An 18,962-nucleotide genomic window follows, 5' to 3' on the forward strand; every position below is an offset into this window, starting at 1 on the left:
CTCCTGTGCGGATTTAGGTCGGGTAGGGGTCAGGCGCGGGCCGCACGATCCTGGAGGATCATGTCGCTGGCCTTTTCGCCAATCATAATTGTGGGGGCGTTGGTGTTGCCCGAAACGATGTCGGGCATGATGGATGCGTCGGCAATTCTGAGACCGTCTATGCCACGCACGCGCAGACGGTCGTCGACGACGGCAAGGTCGTCATTTCCCATGCGACAGGTGCTGGTGGGATGGTAGATGGTCTGGCTGATGTTGCGGGCGCAGTCCAAGAGCTCTTCGTCGGTCTGCGGATTGCCGTCGGGGACATGTTCGCGGACGATGAACGGGCTCAGGGCCTGTGTCTTGGTCATGGCGCGTGCGAACTTGACAGCGCGCACTGCACACAGTTGGTCTGCGGTCGCTGACAGGTAGTTCGGTACGATCTTGGGGTAATCTGAGGCCTTTGGCGAGCTGATGTGAATGTGGCCACGGCTTTCCGGGCGCAGCTGGCAGACCGATGACGTGATGCCCGAAAACGGATGCATCTCGATCCCGGGTTTGTCGGCGCTGAGCGGTTGAAAGTGAAACTGGATGTCGGGCGTTTCCAGGCCTTGCATCGACTTTGCGAAAACACACACCTGGCTGGCCCCAAGGCTCATCGGGCCTTTTCTGAACAGGACGTAGTTGAGGCCGATGCCCATTCGGGGAATGAACCGGTTGATCGCATCATTGAGGGTTTGCGCGTTGACTTCGTAGACCAGTCGAATTTGCAGGTGGTCCTGAAGGTTTTCGCCGACCCCCGGCAATTCGTGTCGCACCGCGACGCCGGCATTTTGCAGGACGTCGCCGCGGCCAATGCCGGAAAGCTCGAGGATTTGGGGAGACCCGATCGCGCCTGCCGAAAGCACGACTTCGCCACCGGGGTTCAGTCGGACCTCGTGGGTTTGCCCGTTTTTAGAATAGCGCACGCCGACCACGCGCCGTGCGTCATTGATGTCGAAAATCAGCTTTTCCGTATGCGCATGGGTAATGACCTGCAGGTTCGGGCGTTTCTTGGCCGGATTGAGAAATGCACGCGCCGATGAGCATCGGAACCCGCCTTTGGCGGTCTGGTGGAAGTAGCCTGCACCCTCCTGGTTTTCACCATTGTAGTCTTCGGTGCGCGGCACACCCATTTCGACGGCCGCGTCGATGAAAGCTTCGGAAATCTCGCTTTTTGCGCGGATCAGAGAGACCGAAAGCCCGCCGTCGCCGCCGTGATACGTGTCGGCCCCGTTTTCATGGGCCTCGGAGCGCTTGAACAGGGGCAGGACGTCATCATAGCTCCAGCCTCGATTGCCCATCTGCGCCCAGCGGTCATAGTCTTCCTTTTGCCCGCGCACATATAGAAGACCGTTGATGGAACTGGAGCCGCCGAGTGTTTTGCCGCGGGGCCAGTCCAGAGAGCGACCGTTCAATCCGGCATCGGGTTCGGACTTGTAGCGCCAATCAGTGTTCGGGTTGTGCAGGGTTTTGAAATATCCGACCGGAACATGGATCCACGGGTTCAGATCCCGCCCGCCGGCCTCGAGAAGAACCACCCGATTCGCAGGATTTTCACTTAGCCGATTGGCAAGAACGCACCCTGCGGATCCGGCCCCAACTATAAGAAAATCGGCTGTTTTCGGTGACATAAACGTTTCCTCCGGCGGCGGGTTTATTTGGGTTTCGAGAATTCCCTTGCGTAACACTTCACTAAATGATTAAAAATGAGACCACAAGTCTCAATAATTGTAAAAATGGGAGGAAAGACATGAGTGTCTCCAACAATCTGAGCAAAATCACCCGGCGCGACTTGTTCCGCGTCGCAGGGCGTTATGGATTAAGTTCGACCTTGCTAGCGGCCGGAGGCTTTGGGGGAGCAATGAGCCTGGCAAATCTCGCGCAGGCTGCGGAGTCGACTTATGAAAAGCGCTATTCCAAGACCGCGAAACACACCCTGAAGTTCGGTGCATCGGGCTTCAACGCGCAGAACCTGCTGATCGAACGTGCCGGCGCTCTTGAGTTCGCGCGTGATCTTGAAAGCCGTACTGACGGTGAAATCCGTATCGAGTTCATCGGCAACAACCAGATCTGCGGTCAGACGTCCTGTGTTGAGAAAACCCAGCAGGGGATTGTCGACATTTACGCCGCTTCGACCCAGAACTCTGCGGGTGGTGCGCCTTATCTGAACGTGCTGGACTATGCCTATATGTTCCCGGGGCGCGCGTCGCAGTACCACTTCCTTTACAGCCCGGACTCGCAGCGCATCCTGCGTGACCCGCTGGAAAAGCGTCACGGCCTGAAGTTCCTGTTCAGCCACTGCGAACTGCGCGGTATTCAGTTGGGTCTTGGCTGGGAGGACAAGCCCACGGTTACCAAGCTGGAAGAGCTGTTCGGTACCAAGAACCGCGTAACCGGTACGCAGCTTGGCCGTATTGCAATGCAGGCGCTGAACCTGAACCCGGTCCCGGTGGCGTGGGAGGAAACTCTGGACGGCTTGAAGCAGGGCCTGATCGACGGCGCAGAGACCTGGGCCTCGGCGGTGGCCTATGCCAACATGTCGCCCGTGGTCAGCCAGTCTGTTGATCTCAAGTTCTTCTGCGGCACCGAGCACACTTCGATGAGTGCAAGTGTCTTTGACAGCCTGGAAGGGTATCTTCAGGACGCGGTTATGGAATCTGCTTATTGGGCACAGACCCACGTTCAGGCAGCAAACGAAGCCGCCCTTGTGAAAACGGTTGGACATTCCGATCCGCAAATGCCGGGCACGATCTTTGCCGAGAACAACGTGCGCAACGCCTTCCTGGCCGATGACCAGATCAGGATGGCCGAAGAGATGTGTTCGCCCGAGTTCCAGCCGCAGCTCTGGGAAAAATGGCGTGATCGTCTGAACAAGTGGGCTGGTGGTATCGACACCTATCAGGAAATCTATGACATCGCCCGCCAGGTTCCCAAGGACATGAAGCCGGAGAATGTTGAGCCACGCCGCTGGTGGAAAGCATAATATCTTCAACAACGCGAGAGTCGGCGCGCGACGATGCGCCGGCTTTTCTTTCCTGTAGCCATCCGCGGTTGCAGGAAAGGGTACTAAAGGGAGGGGGCCATGTCACTTTGGTCTGATATAGGCGCCATTTTCAGCGCCTTCTTGTCGCTTGACAGTTTTGAAATTCGCACAGCGCTGAAATCCGATGCCGCCTGGGTGTTCGGGACCATTGCCACGGCCTTGCTGGGGTTGTTGGTTCTTTGGGTCTACAAGCGGGTTCCTTGGCTGGATCGCCATTTGGAGCGCACCATCATGGTGTACAGCTATCTCGCGATCGCCTTCATCATTTTCTGGGGCGTTATTGATAGGTTTATCTTTTCCAACCAGCAACCTTGGTCGACGACCATTCCGCCACTTCTGTTCATGATAATGGCCTGGTTTGGAGCGGCCTTTAACGTGCGACTACGCACGCACCTGAGCTTTGCAGAGTTTCGCATGGCGATGCCACGTGGCGGCAAGATGGCATGCCTGACACTGGACGCGGTTCTGTGGTTCATTTTTGCGGTGATCATCGTTGTGACGACCAGCCGTGCCACCGCCCTTTCGGCGGCAAATTTCCAGATCGTCCTGGGGACCGACAACACGATGCAATGGTGGTTCCTGATCACCGTTCCGTTCTCTGCCATCCTGATGACCGCACGTGTTTTCGAGAACCTGTTCGAAGACATTGGCAACTATCGCCGCGGAACAACGATGATCAAACAAGCCGTGATCGGAGGAGACACGTAATGACTGACGGTACTTGGGTCACCTTGATCTCGATTGGGGTCACCTTTCTCTTCATGCTTGGTGTGCCGGTGCTTCTTGTCATCGGGTACTGGGTTCTGGGCTGTTCCTTTGTCCTCGGCCTGACCTTGGACAACATGGGGGCCGAGCTTATGAACGTCTTCAACAAGGGGTTTGCGCTTTTGGCCATGCCGCTGTTCATCCTCACTGGCGACCTGATCAACCAGTCGGGCATCGCAAGACGCCTGTCTGACTTTGCCTATGCCTGCCTGGGGTGGCTAAGAGGGGGGCTTGCGATGGCCTCGCTGGGGGCTTGCGGTCTGTTTGCAGCGATTTCCGGATCGAACTCTGCGACAACGGCAACGATTGGTTCGATGCTGCATCCCGAGATGGTGAAGGGGGGCTACGACGAACGTTTCTCGGCTGCAACCGCGGCTGCGGGTGGGACCGTGGGCATCATCATTCCGCCGTCCATCATCTTCATTGTCTACGGGTTCCTTCTGAACCTGCCTATTTCCGATCTCTTTGTTGCCGGTATTCTTCCGGGGGCTCTCATGGTGATCGGAATGCAGCTGGCATGCTGGATCATCTGCCGGATCAACGGATGGGGCCATCTCATCCCGCTGCAACTGAACCGCGTTTTGAAAACAGCCTTTGGGGCCTGGCTCGGCTTCTTTGCCATCGGTCTTGTGCTCTGGGGCATCTACACCGGCAAGTTCTCCCCAACCGAGGCGGCAGGTGTCACCGTGGGCTTCTGCGTTATCGCCGGCCTGGTCAGCTATCCGCTGAACAAGCTGATGGGAACGGACAAGGATACACCACTGGCCGAAAAGAGCTTTGTGCAGATGTTTGTCGTAGAAGGGTTCACCATTCCGCAAATCCCCTCGATTGTTGTGCGGTCGGCGCAAATCAGCGGTATTCTCGCGCCCCTGATCGCGATTTCCGTTGTGATGCAGCAGATCCTGTCGCTGCTGGGCGCACAACAGACCATCGGCGACTTTGTGACCTCGATGGGGGGGTATCACGCGGTTCTGTTCACTTCGATGGTCATAGTGTTCTTTTCGGGGATGGTTCTGGAAAGCCTTCCAGTGACCATCATCCTGGCACCGATCCTGGCGCCGATCGCCGCGTCTGTTGGCATTGATCCGATCCACTTCTCGGTTATCTTCCTGGTCGGGGCATCTATCGGCTTCATCACGCCACCATACGGGCTGAACCTCTATGTCGCATCAGGGGTCACAGGTGTTCCCTATTTCCGGCTGCTTCGCTATACAGTACCTTACCTTGCAGCACTGATCGGCGTCTGGATTCTCGTCTCTCTTGTACCGGATATCGCGTTGTTCTTGCTGCCCGACAGATAAGACTGAGATGCGATGCCCGAAGACGCGCCAACAAGCAAAGACGGACAGATACCAACCAACCTACGGCTGCTTATCATCCTCGAAGAAGTTGCGCGTCTTGGAGTCTCGGTTAAGCCCACCGACCTGATCGAGTCGATGGGCTTGCCAAAACCAACGATCCATCGGCTTCTGCAAACTGCGGAGGCCGAAGGGTTTTTGCAGCGCGATATCGACGGGCGGTCCTATGGCCCGGGGGATCGGCTGCGGGCTTTGGCGGTGAATACGATGTCGTCCGAACGGGTGCGGACCGCGCGTTTGGCGATCATGAAAAGTGCGGCCGAGGAAATCGGTGAGACAATCAATCTTGCAACGCCAGATCGGGAGGGCATGACTTATCTCGATCGGGTTGAAACCAAATGGCCATTGCGCATTCAGCTGCCACGCGGCACGCAGGTTCCGTTTCACTGTACGGCAAGCGGCAAGATGTACCTGTCCTCGCTCAAGTCCACGACACTGAACAGTGTCTTGAGTTCCAAGCCGTTGGAAAAGCTGACCGAGCAGACAATCTCTGATCCCGAAGTCCTTCGCAGGGAACTTGCGGAGATCCGCAAGCAAGGGTTTTCGCAGGACAACGAGGAGTTCATGACAGGAATGGCTGCGATTGCGGTTCCCATCCTGGACCCGCAGGATCGACTTCTGGCAACGCTGTCTGTCCACGCGCCGGTCACGCGGTGCTCCCTTGAGCAAATCATCGGCTTTCTGGAACCCCTGAGGACCGCTGCGGATAAGCTCTCTGAACTCAACCGAATTCAATAGCCCGAACAGGCATCGACCTTTGCGACAGGTGGGGTGTTTCCAACTTAAGTGATCTCATTGGAAAGGGATGCACCTATGCGACCTCATGGTCCGCACGACAGTGTGATTTGAGGTGCTGGAATTTGCATTGGGAAAAGTGCTACACGGCGGCTTCAAAGCGACATTCTTTGGGGCTGCGTCCGGAAACAGGGGCGCGCTGGGCCTAGGTGAGGAAAACGGTGAAGACGATGGGGCCGAAAAGCCAAGCAAGATCAGGGTTTGCCGAAGTGCAGCACGCAGCGCGTTTAAGCGTGGCACCTATGATGGACTGGACAGACCGGCATTGTCGGTATCTGCATCGTATCCTGTCGCGCGAGGCGTTGCTTTATACCGAGATGGTGACGGCGCCGGCGTTGGTGCAGGGGGGGGCGTTGCATCTTCTGGACTATAACCCCGAAGAGCATCCGGTCGCCTTGCAGTTGGGCGGGTCAGATCCGCAGGAGTTGGCCAAGGCGACGCGGCTTGGGGCGGATGTGGGGTATGACGAGATCAACCTCAATGTCGGCTGCCCGTCGGATCGTGTGCAGTCGGGCACCTTCGGGGCGGTTTTGATGCGCCAGCCTGAGCTGGTGGCGGACTGTGTGGCCGCGATGGCAGAGGCCAGCGACGTCGAGGTGACGATCAAATGCCGGATCGGTGTGGATGAGCAGGAACCGGAAGAGGTTTTGCCGGATTTTCTCGAGAAGACCTCGGCAGCGGGGGTGACGCGGTTCACGATCCATGCGCGCAAGGCCTGGCTTCAAGGGCTGAGCCCGAAGGAGAACCGCGATATTCCGCCCCTGGACTACGACCTCGTGAAACGCATGAAGGCGGCCTATCCGCATCTGCATATCTCGATCAACGGGGGCATTGCCTCGCTTGACCTCGCCGAAGAGCTGCTGGCTGCGGGGCTCGACGGGGTGATGATCGGGCGGGCGGCCTATCACAACCCTGCAGACATTCTTGTCGAGGCGGATCGCCGGATTTACGGCGGTGCGCGCCAGATCACGGCGCATGATGCCGTGAGGGAAATGCTGCCTTATATCGAGCGGCATCTGGACGGCGGGGGGAAGCTGCACCAGATTACCCGTCACATGCTGGGCCTGTTCTCGGGGCGTCCCGGGGCGCGGGCGTGGCGGCGGGTGCTGTCGGAGAACGCAACCAAGCCGGGTGCCGGTGTTGCGCTTGTCGAGGAGGCCCTGTCGCATGTGGCGGAATTTGATGGGTCTGAGGCAAGGAGCGCGTGATGCCTGAAATGTCGAGTTTGCTGCCGATGGCCGCAATGCTGGTGGTCATCGGTGGGTTTGCCGGTGTGCTTGCGGGCCTGTTGGGCGTTGGCGGCGGTATCGTTCTTGTGCCGGCGTTTTTCTATGCGTTCAGCGGCCTTGGCTATGAAGGACCGCAGTTGATGCAGGTCTGTCTGGCCACCTCGCTGGCGACGATCGTGGTGACATCGGTGCGTTCGGTGCTGAGCCATAACAAGAAGGGCGCGGTGGATTGGGATATCCTGCGCGGCTGGGCCATCGGGATCGCGATTGGCGCGGTTCTGGGCGTTCTGGTGGCGTCGTCGCTGCGGTCGGTGACGTTGCAGGGTATCTTTGGCTGTCTAGGTATCGTGATCGGTCTTTACATGGGGTTCGGCAAGTCTGAGTGGCGTCTTGGGCAGGCGATGCCGAAAGGCGTGACACGCGCCGTTCTGAGCCCCGGTGTCGGGTTCCTGTCGGTGCTGATGGGGATCGGAGGCGGCAGTTTCGGCGTGCCGCTGATGAGCCTGTTCAACACGCCCATTCACCGCGCGGTTGCCACGGCGGCGGGTTTTGGCGTGATTATCGCGGCGCCCTCAGTGCTTGGGTTCCTGTTTCTCGAGATCGATCCGGCGACACGTCCGCCTTATACGGTTGGTGCGGTGAATATTCCGGCCTTTGTGTTGATCATTGCGATGACGCTGATCACCACGCCCTTGGGGGTTAAGCTCGCCCATGCGATGGACCCCAAGCCGCTCAAACGGGTGTTTGCGGTGTTCCTGACGCTGGTGGCGATCAACATGTTGCGGAAGGCCTTTGGATGGTAAGCGCGCTGGCGGCGCGTGGCTGGACACGGTTCGGCTGGGATGCGGGGATTGCGGCCTGGGTCGAGGCGGCGTTGCCACACGCGATGGCGTCGATGGAAGATCCCGCGCTCGCCGAATGGTGGGATTGCGAGGATACGTGGTTTATCGGTGTCGATGCCCTGCACAATGACGAGAGCGGCGCGGTGTCCGGCCAGCCGCTGGCGGGGCAAGCGGTTGATTTCATTCACGAGACTTTTGGGGCCATGCCTCCGCTGCACCGCGCGCAGGTGTCGGTTGTGCGCCCCGGTTATCCGCGTCCGAGGCGGGGTGAGAGCGAGGCGGGCTTCCGGTATCGCGACAGGCGGTTTGCGGCGCATGTGGACGGGTTGAAGTTCGAGGGGCCGGATCGCCGCCGGACCATCGCGGAACCACATGCGTTTATCCTTGGCATCCCGATGAACGATGCGCCCGCCCATGCGGCGCCGCTGGTGGTCTGGGAAGGAAGTCACGAGGTGATCCGTGCCGGAATGGCGGATTTCCTCAAGGATGTACCACGCGCGGACTGGGGCAGGGTGGATATCACCGACGCCTATGTTGCTGCGCGGAAACGGGCTTTCGAGACCTGCCCGATGGTCGAAGTGCATGCGCGGCCCGGCGAATGCTACTTGATGCACCGGTTGGTTGTGCATGGGGTAAAGGGGTGGGAGACGCGGCGTGCGGGTGATCCGGAGAACCGGATCATCGCCTATTTCCGTCCCGAGATTGCCGGTGGGGCCGAAGCCTGGCTGGATCAGCCCTGAGTGCGGGCGGCGCGGCCACCGCGCCGTTTGCGCAGGCGCGGTGCGCGTGAGGGCAGTTCGTCCATGATGGCGCTGCGCTCTTCCGGTTCCATGCGCGACCAGCGGGTGATCTCGTCGATCGAGCGCAGACATCCGGTGCACAAGCGCTCTTCCTTGTGGATCACGCAGACCTGAATGCAGGGGCTTTCCACCTCGTTCCGCTTCCAGACCTTGTCTTTTTCCGCTTGCGTTGCCTTCATTGCGCGCTCCTCAGGTGTCGCATCCTGTCCAATGCTCCCTGAAGGATATAGGAGGCCGCGACGTGGTCGATAACCTCTGAGCGACGTTTGCGAGTCGTATCCGCCTCAAGAAGGGCCCTTTCTGCGGCAACAGTCGACAGGCGTTCATCCCAGAAACAGATCGGAATCGGTGTCAGCTTAGCGAGATTGCGGGCGAAGGCGCGGGTGGATTGGCAGCGCGGGCCTTCGGTGCCGTCCATGTTGCGCGGCAGGCCAAGGACGATGGCGCCAACGCTGCGCTGGTCGATGATTTCCAGAAGGCGGGCGGCGTCGATGCCGAATTTCTTGCGCTTAACGGTTTCCATCGGGGTGGCAACCGTCTGAAAACTGTCGGAAAGCGCCACGCCGATTGTCTTGGTGCCAAGATCAAGGCCCATCAGGGCCTGCATGTTCGAAATGGCGGGCAGGATGTCTTCGACTGTCTCGAAAAGATGGGTCATTCCGAAGCGATCCCGGCCTGCACGGCGCCGCCGCGTACGATGGCGAGGGCCTCTTCGTTGGCGGCAAAGACGTCTTGGGCTTCGTTCCAGATGGCGATGGCGCGGTCCTGTTCACCCAGAACGCCATAGGCCCCGATAAGACGGGCCCATTCCTGCGGTGTGCCGCCTTCGGTGTTGAGGCGTTCGGCAAGGCTCGAGACCATGCCGCGGATCATTTCACTTTGTTCTTCGGCGCTCATTTCCGAGGCGGCCTGCATGTCTTCTGCGGTCGGACCGCCGGTGGGGGCGGCAGGGGGCAGTTGGTAGTCGACGCCCGCGAACCAAGCCAGTTCCGGCAGGCTCTGGCGGATGGGCGGGACCCAAGGGGCGTCGTGGGTGCTGTCGCGCAGAAGCTGTTCCCAGAGACGGAAGGTTCTGTCGGGGCGGTCATTCTGCAACAGCATCAAACCCCAGTAGTAACGTGCCAGCGGATTGCGGGGATCGCGTTCCATGACCCTGCGCAGCGAGGCTTCGGCTTCGGGAGAGACATAGCCTTCGGCGGCGCTGATCAGGAGCTGGGCGTGGGTCAGGTAGTCGTCGATGTTCGCCTCGTCGCCCTTGATGCGCAGGACGGCGGCCTGTGCCTCGTAGGCGGCCTTGAGGTTGCCGAGGTTGGCCTCGTTGCGGGCCAGCAGGATCTGGCCTTGCAGGTCGTCGGGGCGTTCGGCAACGCTGGCGCGAAGTTTTTCAATAAGTTCGGCATATTCGCCGTCAGGTGTCTGGCCTGGGGTGACGGGCAGGGTGGCCTCGAAGGCGGCCTGAACGGGGCGGCTGTCGTGTTTTGCCTTGGCGGCGTCGATACGTGCCTGAAGGGGGGCATCCTCAAAGCCGGGTTGGCCAAGCGAGGAGTAAAGACCGAGGCCGCCAGCGATGACGAACAGGGCCATGAGAACGGCAACCACGCGCCCCGCGCCTGCGGGTTGGCCACCGGTGTCGCCGCCTTCCTTGAGCTGGGCATCGGCGGCAAGAATACGGCGGGAGATTTCCGCACGCACGCGCTCGGCGTCGGCCTCTTCGATCACGCCACGGGCCAGATCCTTGTCAACTTCCTTGAGCTGATCGCGGTAGACGCGCAGGTCATAGGCTGCGGGCGGTTCGCTTCCGGTGCGTCCGCGCAGGATGGCAAGCCCGAGCAAGAGCGCGACGATCAATGTCAGGGCAATGGCGGTAATCCAGAACAGCATGGAGGCCTCCTGTGGTCAGTGCCCTTCATCTATATCTTCGGGGGGGCGGTAAAAAGGGCAAAAGTCAAGGAAACATGAACATGTCGCAACCGTTCGCCAAACCGACGGTTTGAACCGGGTGAAACGGCATGTGAAGGTACATTAATCTTCCAATACCCGTCCCAGATCGGAATCATCATCATGAGACGTTACTCAGCTTTTGCCATCGCCCGCGAGGCCGCCCGGTACCACACCGGTTGGGAACGCGCGTGGCGTTCGCCGGAACCCAAGAAGAAATACGATGTGATCATCGTAGGCGCGGGGGGACATGGTCTCGCCACGGCGTTCTATCTTGGTAAGAACTTCGGCATCACCAATGTTGCAATCATCGAGAAAGGGTGGCTTGGCGGCGGCAACACCGGCCGTAACACGACCATCATTCGCTCGAACTATCTTCAGGACCCCTCGGCGGCGCTTTATGAAAAGGCGCGTTCGCTTTACGAGACCATGTCGCAGGACCTGAACTACAACGTGATGTTCAGCCCGCGTGGCGTGATCATGCTGGCGCAGACCCAGCACGAGGTTCGCGGTTACCAGCGCACCGCGCACGCCAATGCCCTGCAAGGCGTCAAGACCGAGTTCATCGGTCCCGAGCGCGTCAAGGAACTGGTGCCGATCATCAACATTGATGGTCCGCGCTATCCGGTTCTGGGTGGCCTCTGGCAGGAACGCGGCGGCACAGGTCGTCACGACGCGGTGGCCTGGGGCTATGCGCGTGCATGTTCCGACATGGGCATGGACATCATCCAGAAATGCGAAGTCATCGGCGTTCGGTCCGAGGGCGGCATGGTCAAGGGTGTCGACACCACCAAGGGGCCGATCGACTGTGACAAGCTGGGTCTTGTCGTGGCGGGCAACTCGGGGGCGCTGGCCGATATGGCGGGCTTCCGTCTGCCGATGGAAAGCGTTGCGCTTCAGGCGCTGGTTTCCGAGCCGATCAAGCCCTGCATGGACGTGGTCGTCATGGCCAACACCGTGCATGGCTACATGTCCCAGTCGGACAAGGGCGAGATGGTGATCGGCGGTGGTACCGACGGGTTCAACAACTACACCCAGCGTGGGTCTTTCCACCACATCGAGGAAACGGTGCGCGCGCTGTGCGAAACCTTCCCGATGGTGTCGCGCCTCAAGATGCTGCGCCAGTGGGGCGGTATCGTGGACGTGACCGGCGACCGGTCGCCGGTGATCGGCAAGACGCCTCTGGGCAACTGCTTTATCAACGCGGGCTGGGGCACCGGCGGCTTCAAGGCCATTCCGGGTGGCGGCTGGGCAACTGCCGAGCTGATCGCCAAGGGCGAACCGGGTCCGCTGAGTGCCGAGTTCGGCATGGAACGCTTCATCGAAGGCCGCTTTATCGACGAATCCGTCGCGGCCGGCGTGGCTCACTAAGGGAAGGGGACAGGATATGCTTACTCTTCAATGCCCCTATTGCGGCGTAGAGGCCGAGGAAACCGAACTGCACGCGGAAGGTGAAGCGCACCTGAAGCGTTTCGGTCCCGGTTCGTCGGACGATGACTTCGAAGGTTACCTGTTCATGCGTGAAAACCCGAAAGGGGTTCACTTTGAGCGTTGGCGCCACTCGAACGGCTGCGGCAAGTTCTTTCACGCCGCCCGTTGCACCATGACCCTTGAGGTATTTGGCACCTATTCGGCACAGACGCTGGAGCCGCCTCAGGAGATCAAAGACAAGATTTCGGCCAAGTATCCCGGCTGGACCTGGAGGGAATTCGCATGAGCACGCGTCTCGCATCAGGCGGCCGTCTGCTGAACAAGGGCAAGCAGCTCAAGTTCAGCTTCAACGGCAAGCAATTCACCGGCTACGAAGGCGACAGCCTTGCTTCGGCACTTCTGGCAAACGACCAGATGATGATCGGCCGGTCGTTCAAGTATCACCGCCCGCGCGGTGTTGTCGCCAGCGGCTCGGAAGAACCCAACGGCCTCGTCAACCTCGGCGAGGGCGGCAAGTTCGAACCGAACCAGCGCGTCACCACGACCGAACTGTTTGATGGTCTGACCTGCACCTCGCAGAACCACTGGCCGTCGCTCGAGTTCGATATCGGTGCGATCAACAACCACATGACCCGGTTCTTCCCGGCGGGTTTCTACTACAAGACCTTCATGTTCCCGCGCTTTGCGTGGAAGCATGTCTTTGAACCGATTGTGCGTCAGTCGGCGGGTCTGGGTAAAGCGCCGCAGGATCGCGACGCGGACACCTATGAGCACTTCTACGCCTTTGTCGACGTGGTGGTGATCGGTGGCGGTATCGCCGGTCTGCAGGCTGCAAAAGCGGCGGGTGCCTCGGGTGCCAAGGTTTTGCTGATGGAACAGACCCCGCATTGGGGTGGCCGCGCGCCGGTTGACGGTGGCGAGGTCGACGGCAAGCCGGTGGCCGAATACATCGACGGTCTGGTTGCCGAGCTGCAAGCCATGGACAACGTCACCATGCGCAACCGCATGATGGGCGCAGGTGTCTATGACCACGGGTATGTTCTGGGCTATGAGCGTGTGAACGATCACACCCCGATGAACACCGGCCCGCGTCACCGCCTGTGGCGTATCCGCACCAAGCAGATCATCACGGCAACCGGTGCCATTGAACGTCCGCTGTCGTTTGCGGGCAACGATATTCCGGGCGTGGTTCTGGCCTCTGCGGTTCGTGACTATGCCGTGGATTACGGTGTGTCCGTGGGTGACCGTACCGTTGTCGTGACCAACAATGACGACGCCTATCGTACTGCGATTGCTCTGAAAAAGGCCGGTCTTGAAGTGCCGGTGATCCTTGACGCCCGTGCGTCGGGTGGCGGTTCTCTGGCGGATGAGGCCAAGGCGCTTGGTATCCGTGTCGAGAACGGCAAGGGTATCGCCAAGGTCAAGGGCGGCAAGCGTGTGACCGGTGTTGTGGTCTGTGCCCAGGCGGGCCAGGGCGCGATGCTGGAAGAGATCAAATGTGATGCGGTTGCCATGTCGGGCGGCTGGTCGCCGGTTGTGCACCTGTGGTCGCATTGCGGTGGCAAACTGATCTGGGATGATGCGCAGGCACATTTCCGCCCCGACGCCGCACGTCCGCCGAAAGGCGCGAATGGCGAAGGTTTCGTGATCCCGGCAGGGTCGGCCAATGGTCCTTTGGAACTGGCGGGTGTCGTTGCTGATGCCAATGCCGCCGGTGTTGCCGCTGCGAAAGCGGTTGGTCAGGATAGCAGCGTTGCTGCGCCTGCCGTTGCCGAAGCAGCCGAAGCCGCGATGGAACCCGTCTGGCTCATGCCGCAGGGCGCTGGCCCGGAACTGCGCATCAAGGCGTGGCTGGATTACCAGAACGACGTAAAAGTTTCGGACGTGCGTCTCGCGGCCCAGGAGGGTTACGAGAGCGTCGAGCACACCAAGCGTTACACCACGCTGGGTATGGCGACCGACCAGGGCAAACTGTCGAACATCAACGGCCTTGCCACGCTGGCGGGCCAGTTGAATGCACCGATCCCGGAAGTGGGCACCACCACCTTCCGTCCGCCCTATACGCCGATCTCGATGGGTTCGATCGCTGGTGAAGCGCGTGACGCGGTCTTCCAACCGCTGCGCCGGACCCCGATCCACGCCTACCACGAAGACGAGAAAGCCTTCTTTGAACCGGTTGGCCACTGGCGTCGTCCGTACTGCTTCCCGAAAGCAGGCGAGAGCCATGCCGATGCGGTGAAGCGCGAGATCAACCAGACCCGCAACAGCGTGGGCCTGCTGGATGCCTCGACCCTTGGTAAGATCATCGTCAAGGGCCCCGATGCAGGCAAGTTCCTCGACATGATGTACACCAACATGATGTCGACGCTGAAGCCGGGCAAATGCCGCTATGGCCTGATGTGTAATGAGAACGGTTTCCTGATCGACGATGGTGTTGTTGCACGCATCGATGAGGATACCTTCCTGTGCCACACCACCACCGGCGGTGCCGAGCGCATCCACGGCTGGATGGAAGACTGGCTGCAGTGCGAGTGGTGGGACTGGAAAGTCTATACCGCGAACGTGACCGAGCAATACGCGCAGATCGCGGTTGTGGGCCCGAACGCCCGCAAGGTGATCGAAAAGCTGGGCGGCGAGATGGATGTCTCGAAAGAAGGCCTCGCGTTCATGGAGTGGAAAGACGGCAAGATCGGCGAATTCGACGCCCGCGCTTACCGGATTTCGTTCTCGGGTGAACTGTCCTACGAGATCGCGGTTCCCGCGTCGCAGGGACGGGCGTTCTGGGATGCGCTGATGGAAGCTGGCGCCGAGTTCGGTATCATGCCTTACGGCACCGAAGGGTTGCACGTGATGCGTGCCGAGAAGGGCTTTATTATGATCGGCGACGAAACCGACGGCACGGTGATCCCTCAGGATCTCAACATGCAGTGGGCGATTTCCAAGAAGAAGGAAGACTTCCTTGGCAAACGTGCGCAGCTGCGTCCGTTCATGGCGTCCGACGACCGCTGGAAGCTTGCGGGCTTTGAGACGGTAGACGGGTCGGTCATTCCGGACGGTGCCTATATCGTCGGGACCGGCGTGAATGCCAACGGCCAGCGCAATGTGCAGGGTCGTGTGACCTCGACCTACTATTCGCCGACGCTGGACCGTGGCATCGCCATGGGCCTGATCGACGGTGGCATGAAGCGTCTGGGTGACGTGGTCGAGTTCAACAAGGTGGATGGCTCGACCGTGAAGGCCAAAGTGGTTGATCCGGTGTTCTATGACAAGGATGGGGAGAAGCAGAATGTCTAAGGCTGTGAGCGCCCTTGAAGGGGCATCGTTCGAAGGCTTTGCCAAGGTCGAGGAAACCGGCCTACGCGGCATGATCACCGTGCGCGGTGATCTGGACTCGAAAGAGATGGCGGAGGCGGTCAAGGCTGTTAACGGTGCCGAAATGCCGGCCGTGCGCAAGATCGTGCATGGCGAAGGCGGATCGGTTGCCTGGATGTCGCCGGACGAGCTTTTGGTGGTTTGCGCCTATGAGGAGGCGGACGCCAAGGTTGCGGCGATGACCGAGGCTCTGGCCGGTCAGCACGCGCTGGTCGTGAAGGTCTCTGATGCGCGCGCCGTGTTCCGTATCTCGGGCGAGGCTGCACGTGAAGTGATTGCCAAGCTGGCGCCTGTCGACATGTCGCCGGCGGCCTTTCCTGCCGGCGAATTCCGTCGCTCGCGGGTAGCGCAAGTGGCGGCGGCCTTCTGGCTGAACGAGGACGGTTCGTTCGAAATGATCTGCTTCCGGTCGGTGGCGCAGTATGTCTTTGACCTGCTGTCGATCTCGTCTGAAAGAGGGGGCGAAGTCGGTTTCCTGAACTGATCCAGTTACCCTGATGATTTTCGAGGCGCCTTTCCCACGCGGAAGGGCGCCTTTTTCTTGACGCTATTTAGAGGCACGCTAAAAAGTCTCCTGTAAGAAACTTGGAATGTGAAGGCAAATGTTTGATTTAAAAATTGTTTTTGCTGCTGTGATTGCGGGAGCCTTGGCCGTTCCAGCTGTCGGTCATGCCGAGGGAAAAGAGATAATCTGGCAATGCGAAATTGATAAGGGCGACAATCGGACCTGGCTTTCGGAGCAGGTCATCATTGCCCATGTTCCCGGCGCCAAGACGGCTGTTGTTGCAGACAATGTCGCGCTTGTCTTTTTGGGGCATCCGGTAGAGGCAAAGGTAAAGACACGCGCCAAGAAGGACGTGTTCTATTGGAGAGTATCCGGCGTCAGAGATTCCAATAAGAGACCGGTTTCCCGTATGGAGTACATTGGCTATCTCACACGGGACACGGGCCAATTTGCAATTTCGGCCCGCCCTGGCCAATCTCAGTTCTGGAACAGCAAGGGGTCGTGCAAGCCGTTGAAAGAAGAAAAACGCTGGCGCAAGATCCTTCAGATGAAGAAGAAATAGTGAAATCGATCTCTGGATCGCGTTCACTTTCGGGATAGACCGTTGTGAGCTTTGGCCTTGCGGGGTAAACCAATGTGGCTCGTGATCCAAGGAGGCACCCGTGTCGAAATCAGCACTCTACGTTACCGGAGTTCTCGCCCTGCTTGCGCAAGGCGCAGCGGCGCAGGTTGTTGACTGCAACATCAGTCAGCGCAGTTGGGGTGGTCTGGTGACCGAATGGTATACCTTCGAGGTCGATGCCGATCGCGGGCGGGTTCTGGTTTCCGATCCAACGATCAGATTTGTTTCGCAAAAACCGGTGAAGTCGGAAGTTGTCACGTTGACCGATGAGACAATCCACGTGACCTGGGATGTCAAGAAACTGCCCAGCCCGCTTGGAGATGAACAGAGGGGCGGGCGGTTCGAGGCAGAGATTGAAAGAGGTGAGAACCGGATCAAGGTCACGGCGCGCTATTCGGATGACGCTGATGGTGGTACGGGCAAGGGAATTTGCTTTCCCAAGTGAGGGTGGACGGACCTCTTGATAAACTCGTGCTCTGGCCCCAGTTCAATGTTCGACGCCCTTTGGGCAACCAGTAGGGAGAAAGCACAATGAAACCATTTTTGTTTGGACCTGTCCTGGCACTTGGTCTCGTCGGTGGGAGCGCGCAAGCTGGAAGCTGGGAATGCAGTTTCGGCGGTCAAAAGGCTGATGGCTGGCTGCGCGGGCAGGTGTTCCTTACGGATGCGACAGAGACAAAACCGGCGACGGTTTACGATTCCCTGATCAACAGCCAGCATTCTGGTCCGATTGAAGCGCGGGTTTCCGCGGACAACGACCAGCGCACGACGTTCAAGTGGAAGCTGCGCGATGTTCACTTGCGGTCGGGCTTTGCGCCGCGCATCAACTATACGCTTACGCGTCTGAAGAATGGCAACGATGCGACGCTTTTTGCGGTGGCGCCGGGGCTTGACGATTTCCGAAATCGCGGTGGTGGCAATGTCGTGTTCAGCGCTGGAGGAAAATGTTCGGAGCGTTGAGGCGCCAGTTGCGTCTCGACAACGGCGAGGCAATGCAGTGATGCGTCAGATGACTGACGTACTATTTTGAAAATAAAGGTAGTTCCTCTCCTTGACTTGGTGTTTCCTAGTGATGAGGTGAGATGTTCTGAACAGGAGATTTTTATGAAGTTTTGTCTGACCCTTCTGCCGATTTTGGCATTTTCGACGGTGGCACACGCGGGCGTTTTCGAGTGCGATATGACGAAAAAAAGCCGGTACGGCTGGATTTCGGATAAGATCTACCTTGAGTACGAAGAGAATTCTAAGGGTGCTCGGATTTATGACGCGTATACCCACCACTACTTTGACAAGAAGCCGCTTGATGCAGAGGTGAAACGGGCCACCGACAAGGCCGTCGTTTTTAGTTGGGAATTGCGTAATATCGAAACGGATTCCGGTAAGCCGAGCGGGCGGGTCAAGTATACGGCAAATATCGAACGCGCATCGGGCCGTGTGCACGTGAACGTCCTGCTTTTGAGCTATGACAATACTTCTTTCGGGAATGGAACCTGCAAGTACGACGCCAAGCGACGGTTTTGACTTGACCTTTCTGCCCTGACACACACATCTGTACCGCAGAACAACCCGCACGAACACAAGGATGCTCACCATGGCTTTCGAACTTCCCGATCTTCCCTATGCACACGATGCTCTTGCTGATCTTGGCATGTCGGCAGAGACCCTCGAGTACCACCACGACCTGCACCACAAGGCCTATGTCGACAACGGCAACAAGCTGATTGCTGGCACCGAGTGGGAAAGCAAGTCGATGGAAGAGATCATCGTTGGCACCTATGACGCCAACGCTGTTGCTCAGAACGGCATCTTCAACAACATCTCGCAGCTTTGGAACCACAACCAGTTCTGGGAGATGATGGGCCCGAACCAGACCGCCATGCCGGGTGAGCTGGAAAAAGCCATCGTCGAGAGCTTTGGCTCGGTTGACGAGTTCAAGTCGCAGTTCGCCGCTGCCGGTGCCGGCCAGTTCGGTTCGGGCTGGTGCTGGCTGGTCAAGGACGCCGACGGCGGCCTGAAAGTCACCAAGACCGAGAACGGCGTGAACCCGCTCTGCTTTGGCCAGACCGCGCTGCTGGGCTGTGACGTATGGGAGCACTCCTACTACATCGATTTCCGCAACAAGCGTCCGGTTTACCTGTCGAACTTCCTCGACAAGCTGGTGAACTGGGAGAACGTGGCATCGCGCCTGTAATCGGGTTTGCCACACGAGAATTCGGGCCCCGGAGGGAAACCTTCGGGGCC

The 18,962-nt window shown here is 59.1% G+C and carries 20 protein-coding genes; 16 read left to right on the plus strand and 4 right to left on the minus strand.

Going from position 1 to position 18,962, the window contains the following annotated elements:
- Nucleotides 1-29: 29 nt before the first annotated feature.
- A complete protein-coding gene (locus NNA36_RS18070; RefSeq protein ID WP_255109672.1) occupies nucleotides 30-1,652 on the minus strand; it encodes a GMC family oxidoreductase in 1,623 nt (540 codons plus the stop codon).
- A 119-nt stretch (nucleotides 1,653-1,771) separates the two neighbouring features.
- Here NNA36_RS18070 and NNA36_RS18075 point away from each other — a divergent pair, with 119 nt between their 5' ends.
- The 7 genes from NNA36_RS18075 to NNA36_RS18105 all read left to right on the plus strand — a co-directional run bounded on the left by NNA36_RS18075 (nucleotide 1,772) and on the right by NNA36_RS18105 (nucleotide 8,793).
- Entirely contained in the window at nucleotides 1,772-3,004 is a 1,233-nt protein-coding gene (locus NNA36_RS18075; RefSeq protein ID WP_255109675.1) for a TRAP transporter substrate-binding protein, read from the plus strand.
- 99 nt (nucleotides 3,005-3,103) lie between these two features.
- Nucleotides 3,104-3,772: a TRAP transporter small permease gene (locus NNA36_RS18080; protein WP_255109677.1), complete on the plus strand. Its 669-nt coding sequence runs from the start codon at nucleotides 3,104-3,106 to the stop codon at nucleotides 3,770-3,772.
- Nucleotides 3,772-5,130, plus strand: a complete 1,359-nt coding sequence (locus tag NNA36_RS18085; protein WP_255109679.1) for a TRAP transporter large permease — start codon at nucleotides 3,772-3,774, stop codon at nucleotides 5,128-5,130. The genes NNA36_RS18080 and NNA36_RS18085 overlap by 1 nt, the downstream gene beginning before the upstream one ends.
- Nucleotides 5,131-5,142: 12 nt before the next feature.
- Nucleotides 5,143-5,925, plus strand: a complete 783-nt coding sequence (locus tag NNA36_RS18090) for an IclR family transcriptional regulator (protein ID WP_255109681.1) — start codon at nucleotides 5,143-5,145, stop codon at nucleotides 5,923-5,925.
- Between the two features lie 227 nt (nucleotides 5,926-6,152).
- Entirely contained in the window at nucleotides 6,153-7,190 is a 1,038-nt protein-coding gene (dusA, locus tag NNA36_RS18095) for a tRNA dihydrouridine(20/20a) synthase DusA (RefSeq protein ID WP_255109683.1), read from the plus strand.
- Nucleotides 7,190-8,014 carry a sulfite exporter TauE/SafE family protein gene (locus tag NNA36_RS18100; RefSeq protein ID WP_255109685.1) on the plus strand — a complete coding sequence of 275 codons (825 nt, stop codon included), beginning with the start codon at nucleotides 7,190-7,192 and terminating at the stop codon, nucleotides 8,012-8,014. The genes dusA and NNA36_RS18100 overlap by 1 nt, the downstream gene beginning before the upstream one ends.
- Nucleotides 8,008-8,793, plus strand: a complete 786-nt coding sequence (locus NNA36_RS18105) for a hypothetical protein (RefSeq protein WP_255109688.1) — start codon at nucleotides 8,008-8,010, stop codon at nucleotides 8,791-8,793. Before NNA36_RS18100 ends, NNA36_RS18105 begins: the two co-directional genes overlap by 7 nt.
- Here NNA36_RS18105 and NNA36_RS18110 read toward each other — a convergent pair.
- From NNA36_RS18110 to ccmI, 3 genes are read right to left on the minus strand one after another with little or no spacing between them, the layout of a single operon-like run.
- Nucleotides 8,784-9,032, minus strand: a complete 249-nt coding sequence (locus NNA36_RS18110) for a DUF1289 domain-containing protein (RefSeq protein ID WP_255109691.1) — start codon at nucleotides 9,030-9,032, stop codon at nucleotides 8,784-8,786. The two genes, NNA36_RS18105 and NNA36_RS18110, sit on opposite strands and share 10 nt — an antisense overlap.
- Nucleotides 9,029-9,511: a Holliday junction resolvase RuvX gene (gene ruvX / locus NNA36_RS18115; protein WP_255109693.1), complete on the minus strand. Its 483-nt coding sequence runs from the start codon at nucleotides 9,509-9,511 to the stop codon at nucleotides 9,029-9,031. Before ruvX ends, NNA36_RS18110 begins: the two co-directional genes overlap by 4 nt.
- Entirely contained in the window at nucleotides 9,508-10,734 is a 1,227-nt protein-coding gene (gene ccmI, locus NNA36_RS18120; protein ID WP_255109695.1) for a c-type cytochrome biogenesis protein CcmI, read from the minus strand. The genes ruvX and ccmI overlap by 4 nt, the downstream gene beginning before the upstream one ends.
- Before the next feature lie 180 nt (nucleotides 10,735-10,914).
- Between ccmI and NNA36_RS18125 the strand changes: the two genes are divergently transcribed.
- From NNA36_RS18125 to NNA36_RS18165, 9 genes are all read left to right on the plus strand, one after another.
- Nucleotides 10,915-12,162 carry a sarcosine oxidase subunit beta family protein gene (locus NNA36_RS18125; RefSeq protein WP_255109697.1) on the plus strand — a complete coding sequence of 416 codons (1,248 nt, stop codon included), beginning with the start codon at nucleotides 10,915-10,917 and terminating at the stop codon, nucleotides 12,160-12,162.
- A 16-nt stretch (nucleotides 12,163-12,178) separates the two neighbouring features.
- Complete coding sequence (locus NNA36_RS18130) at nucleotides 12,179-12,508, plus strand: sarcosine oxidase subunit delta (RefSeq protein WP_255109699.1); 330 nt, start codon at nucleotides 12,179-12,181, stop codon at nucleotides 12,506-12,508.
- On the plus strand, nucleotides 12,505-15,516 hold the full coding sequence (locus tag NNA36_RS18135; protein WP_255109702.1) for a sarcosine oxidase subunit alpha family protein: 3,012 nt from the start codon (nucleotides 12,505-12,507) through the stop codon (nucleotides 15,514-15,516). The genes NNA36_RS18130 and NNA36_RS18135 overlap by 4 nt, the downstream gene beginning before the upstream one ends.
- Nucleotides 15,509-16,078 (plus strand): sarcosine oxidase subunit gamma, encoded by a 570-nt coding sequence (locus tag NNA36_RS18140; protein WP_255109705.1) that lies wholly within the window; start codon nucleotides 15,509-15,511, stop codon nucleotides 16,076-16,078. The genes NNA36_RS18135 and NNA36_RS18140 overlap by 8 nt, the downstream gene beginning before the upstream one ends.
- 118 nt (nucleotides 16,079-16,196) lie before the next feature.
- Nucleotides 16,197-16,661, plus strand: coding sequence for a hypothetical protein (locus NNA36_RS18145; RefSeq protein ID WP_255109708.1), 465 nt, complete (start codon nucleotides 16,197-16,199; stop codon nucleotides 16,659-16,661).
- Between the two features lie 100 nt (nucleotides 16,662-16,761).
- Nucleotides 16,762-17,166, plus strand: a complete 405-nt coding sequence (locus tag NNA36_RS18150; protein WP_255109710.1) for a hypothetical protein — start codon at nucleotides 16,762-16,764, stop codon at nucleotides 17,164-17,166.
- An 86-nt stretch (nucleotides 17,167-17,252) separates the two neighbouring features.
- The gene (locus NNA36_RS18155; RefSeq protein ID WP_255109713.1) at nucleotides 17,253-17,681 is read left to right on the plus strand and encodes a hypothetical protein; all 429 of its coding nucleotides are present in this window, start codon (nucleotides 17,253-17,255) and stop codon (nucleotides 17,679-17,681) included.
- 144 nt (nucleotides 17,682-17,825) lie between these two features.
- Nucleotides 17,826-18,242 carry a hypothetical protein gene (locus tag NNA36_RS18160; RefSeq protein WP_255109715.1) on the plus strand — a complete coding sequence of 139 codons (417 nt, stop codon included), beginning with the start codon at nucleotides 17,826-17,828 and terminating at the stop codon, nucleotides 18,240-18,242.
- Between the two features lie 70 nt (nucleotides 18,243-18,312).
- Nucleotides 18,313-18,912 (plus strand): superoxide dismutase, encoded by a 600-nt coding sequence (locus NNA36_RS18165; protein WP_255109717.1) that lies wholly within the window; start codon nucleotides 18,313-18,315, stop codon nucleotides 18,910-18,912.
- Nucleotides 18,913-18,962 lie beyond the last annotated feature (50 nt).

The organism is Shimia sp. CNT1-13L.2 (genome assembly GCF_024331145.1).
Taxonomy (GTDB): domain Bacteria; phylum Pseudomonadota; class Alphaproteobacteria; order Rhodobacterales; family Rhodobacteraceae; genus Shimia.

What these genes read in the sequence shown, in the direction of transcription:
- NNA36_RS18135 (WP_255109702.1), top strand. Translation starts at nt 12,505, where the DNA reads ATGAGCACGCGTCTCGCATCAGGCGGCCGTCTGCTGAACAAGGGCAAG.
- ruvX (WP_255109693.1), bottom strand. Translation starts at nt 9,511, where the DNA reads ATGACCCATCTTTTCGAGACAGTCGAAGACATCCTGCCCGCCATTTCG.
- NNA36_RS18130 (WP_255109699.1), top strand. Translation starts at nt 12,179, where the DNA reads ATGCTTACTCTTCAATGCCCCTATTGCGGCGTAGAGGCCGAGGAAACC.
- NNA36_RS18125 (WP_255109697.1), top strand. Translation starts at nt 10,915, where the DNA reads ATGAGACGTTACTCAGCTTTTGCCATCGCCCGCGAGGCCGCCCGGTAC.
- NNA36_RS18080 (WP_255109677.1), top strand. Translation starts at nt 3,104, where the DNA reads ATGTCACTTTGGTCTGATATAGGCGCCATTTTCAGCGCCTTCTTGTCG.
- NNA36_RS18140 (WP_255109705.1), top strand. Translation starts at nt 15,509, where the DNA reads ATGTCTAAGGCTGTGAGCGCCCTTGAAGGGGCATCGTTCGAAGGCTTT.
- NNA36_RS18105 (WP_255109688.1), top strand. Translation starts at nt 8,008, where the DNA reads ATGGTAAGCGCGCTGGCGGCGCGTGGCTGGACACGGTTCGGCTGGGAT.
- NNA36_RS18165 (WP_255109717.1), top strand. Translation starts at nt 18,313, where the DNA reads ATGGCTTTCGAACTTCCCGATCTTCCCTATGCACACGATGCTCTTGCT.
- NNA36_RS18075 (WP_255109675.1), top strand. Translation starts at nt 1,772, where the DNA reads ATGAGTGTCTCCAACAATCTGAGCAAAATCACCCGGCGCGACTTGTTC.
- NNA36_RS18155 (WP_255109713.1), top strand. Translation starts at nt 17,253, where the DNA reads ATGAAACCATTTTTGTTTGGACCTGTCCTGGCACTTGGTCTCGTCGGT.
- NNA36_RS18110 (WP_255109691.1), bottom strand. Translation starts at nt 9,032, where the DNA reads ATGAAGGCAACGCAAGCGGAAAAAGACAAGGTCTGGAAGCGGAACGAG.
- NNA36_RS18145 (WP_255109708.1), top strand. Translation starts at nt 16,197, where the DNA reads ATGTTTGATTTAAAAATTGTTTTTGCTGCTGTGATTGCGGGAGCCTTG.
- dusA (WP_255109683.1), top strand. Translation starts at nt 6,153, where the DNA reads ATGGGGCCGAAAAGCCAAGCAAGATCAGGGTTTGCCGAAGTGCAGCAC.
- NNA36_RS18085 (WP_255109679.1), top strand. Translation starts at nt 3,772, where the DNA reads ATGACTGACGGTACTTGGGTCACCTTGATCTCGATTGGGGTCACCTTT.
- ccmI (WP_255109695.1), bottom strand. Translation starts at nt 10,734, where the DNA reads ATGCTGTTCTGGATTACCGCCATTGCCCTGACATTGATCGTCGCGCTC.
- NNA36_RS18100 (WP_255109685.1), top strand. Translation starts at nt 7,190, where the DNA reads ATGCCTGAAATGTCGAGTTTGCTGCCGATGGCCGCAATGCTGGTGGTC.
- NNA36_RS18090 (WP_255109681.1), top strand. Translation starts at nt 5,143, where the DNA reads ATGCCCGAAGACGCGCCAACAAGCAAAGACGGACAGATACCAACCAAC.
- NNA36_RS18160 (WP_255109715.1), top strand. Translation starts at nt 17,826, where the DNA reads ATGAAGTTTTGTCTGACCCTTCTGCCGATTTTGGCATTTTCGACGGTG.
- NNA36_RS18070 (WP_255109672.1), bottom strand. Translation starts at nt 1,652, where the DNA reads ATGTCACCGAAAACAGCCGATTTTCTTATAGTTGGGGCCGGATCCGCA.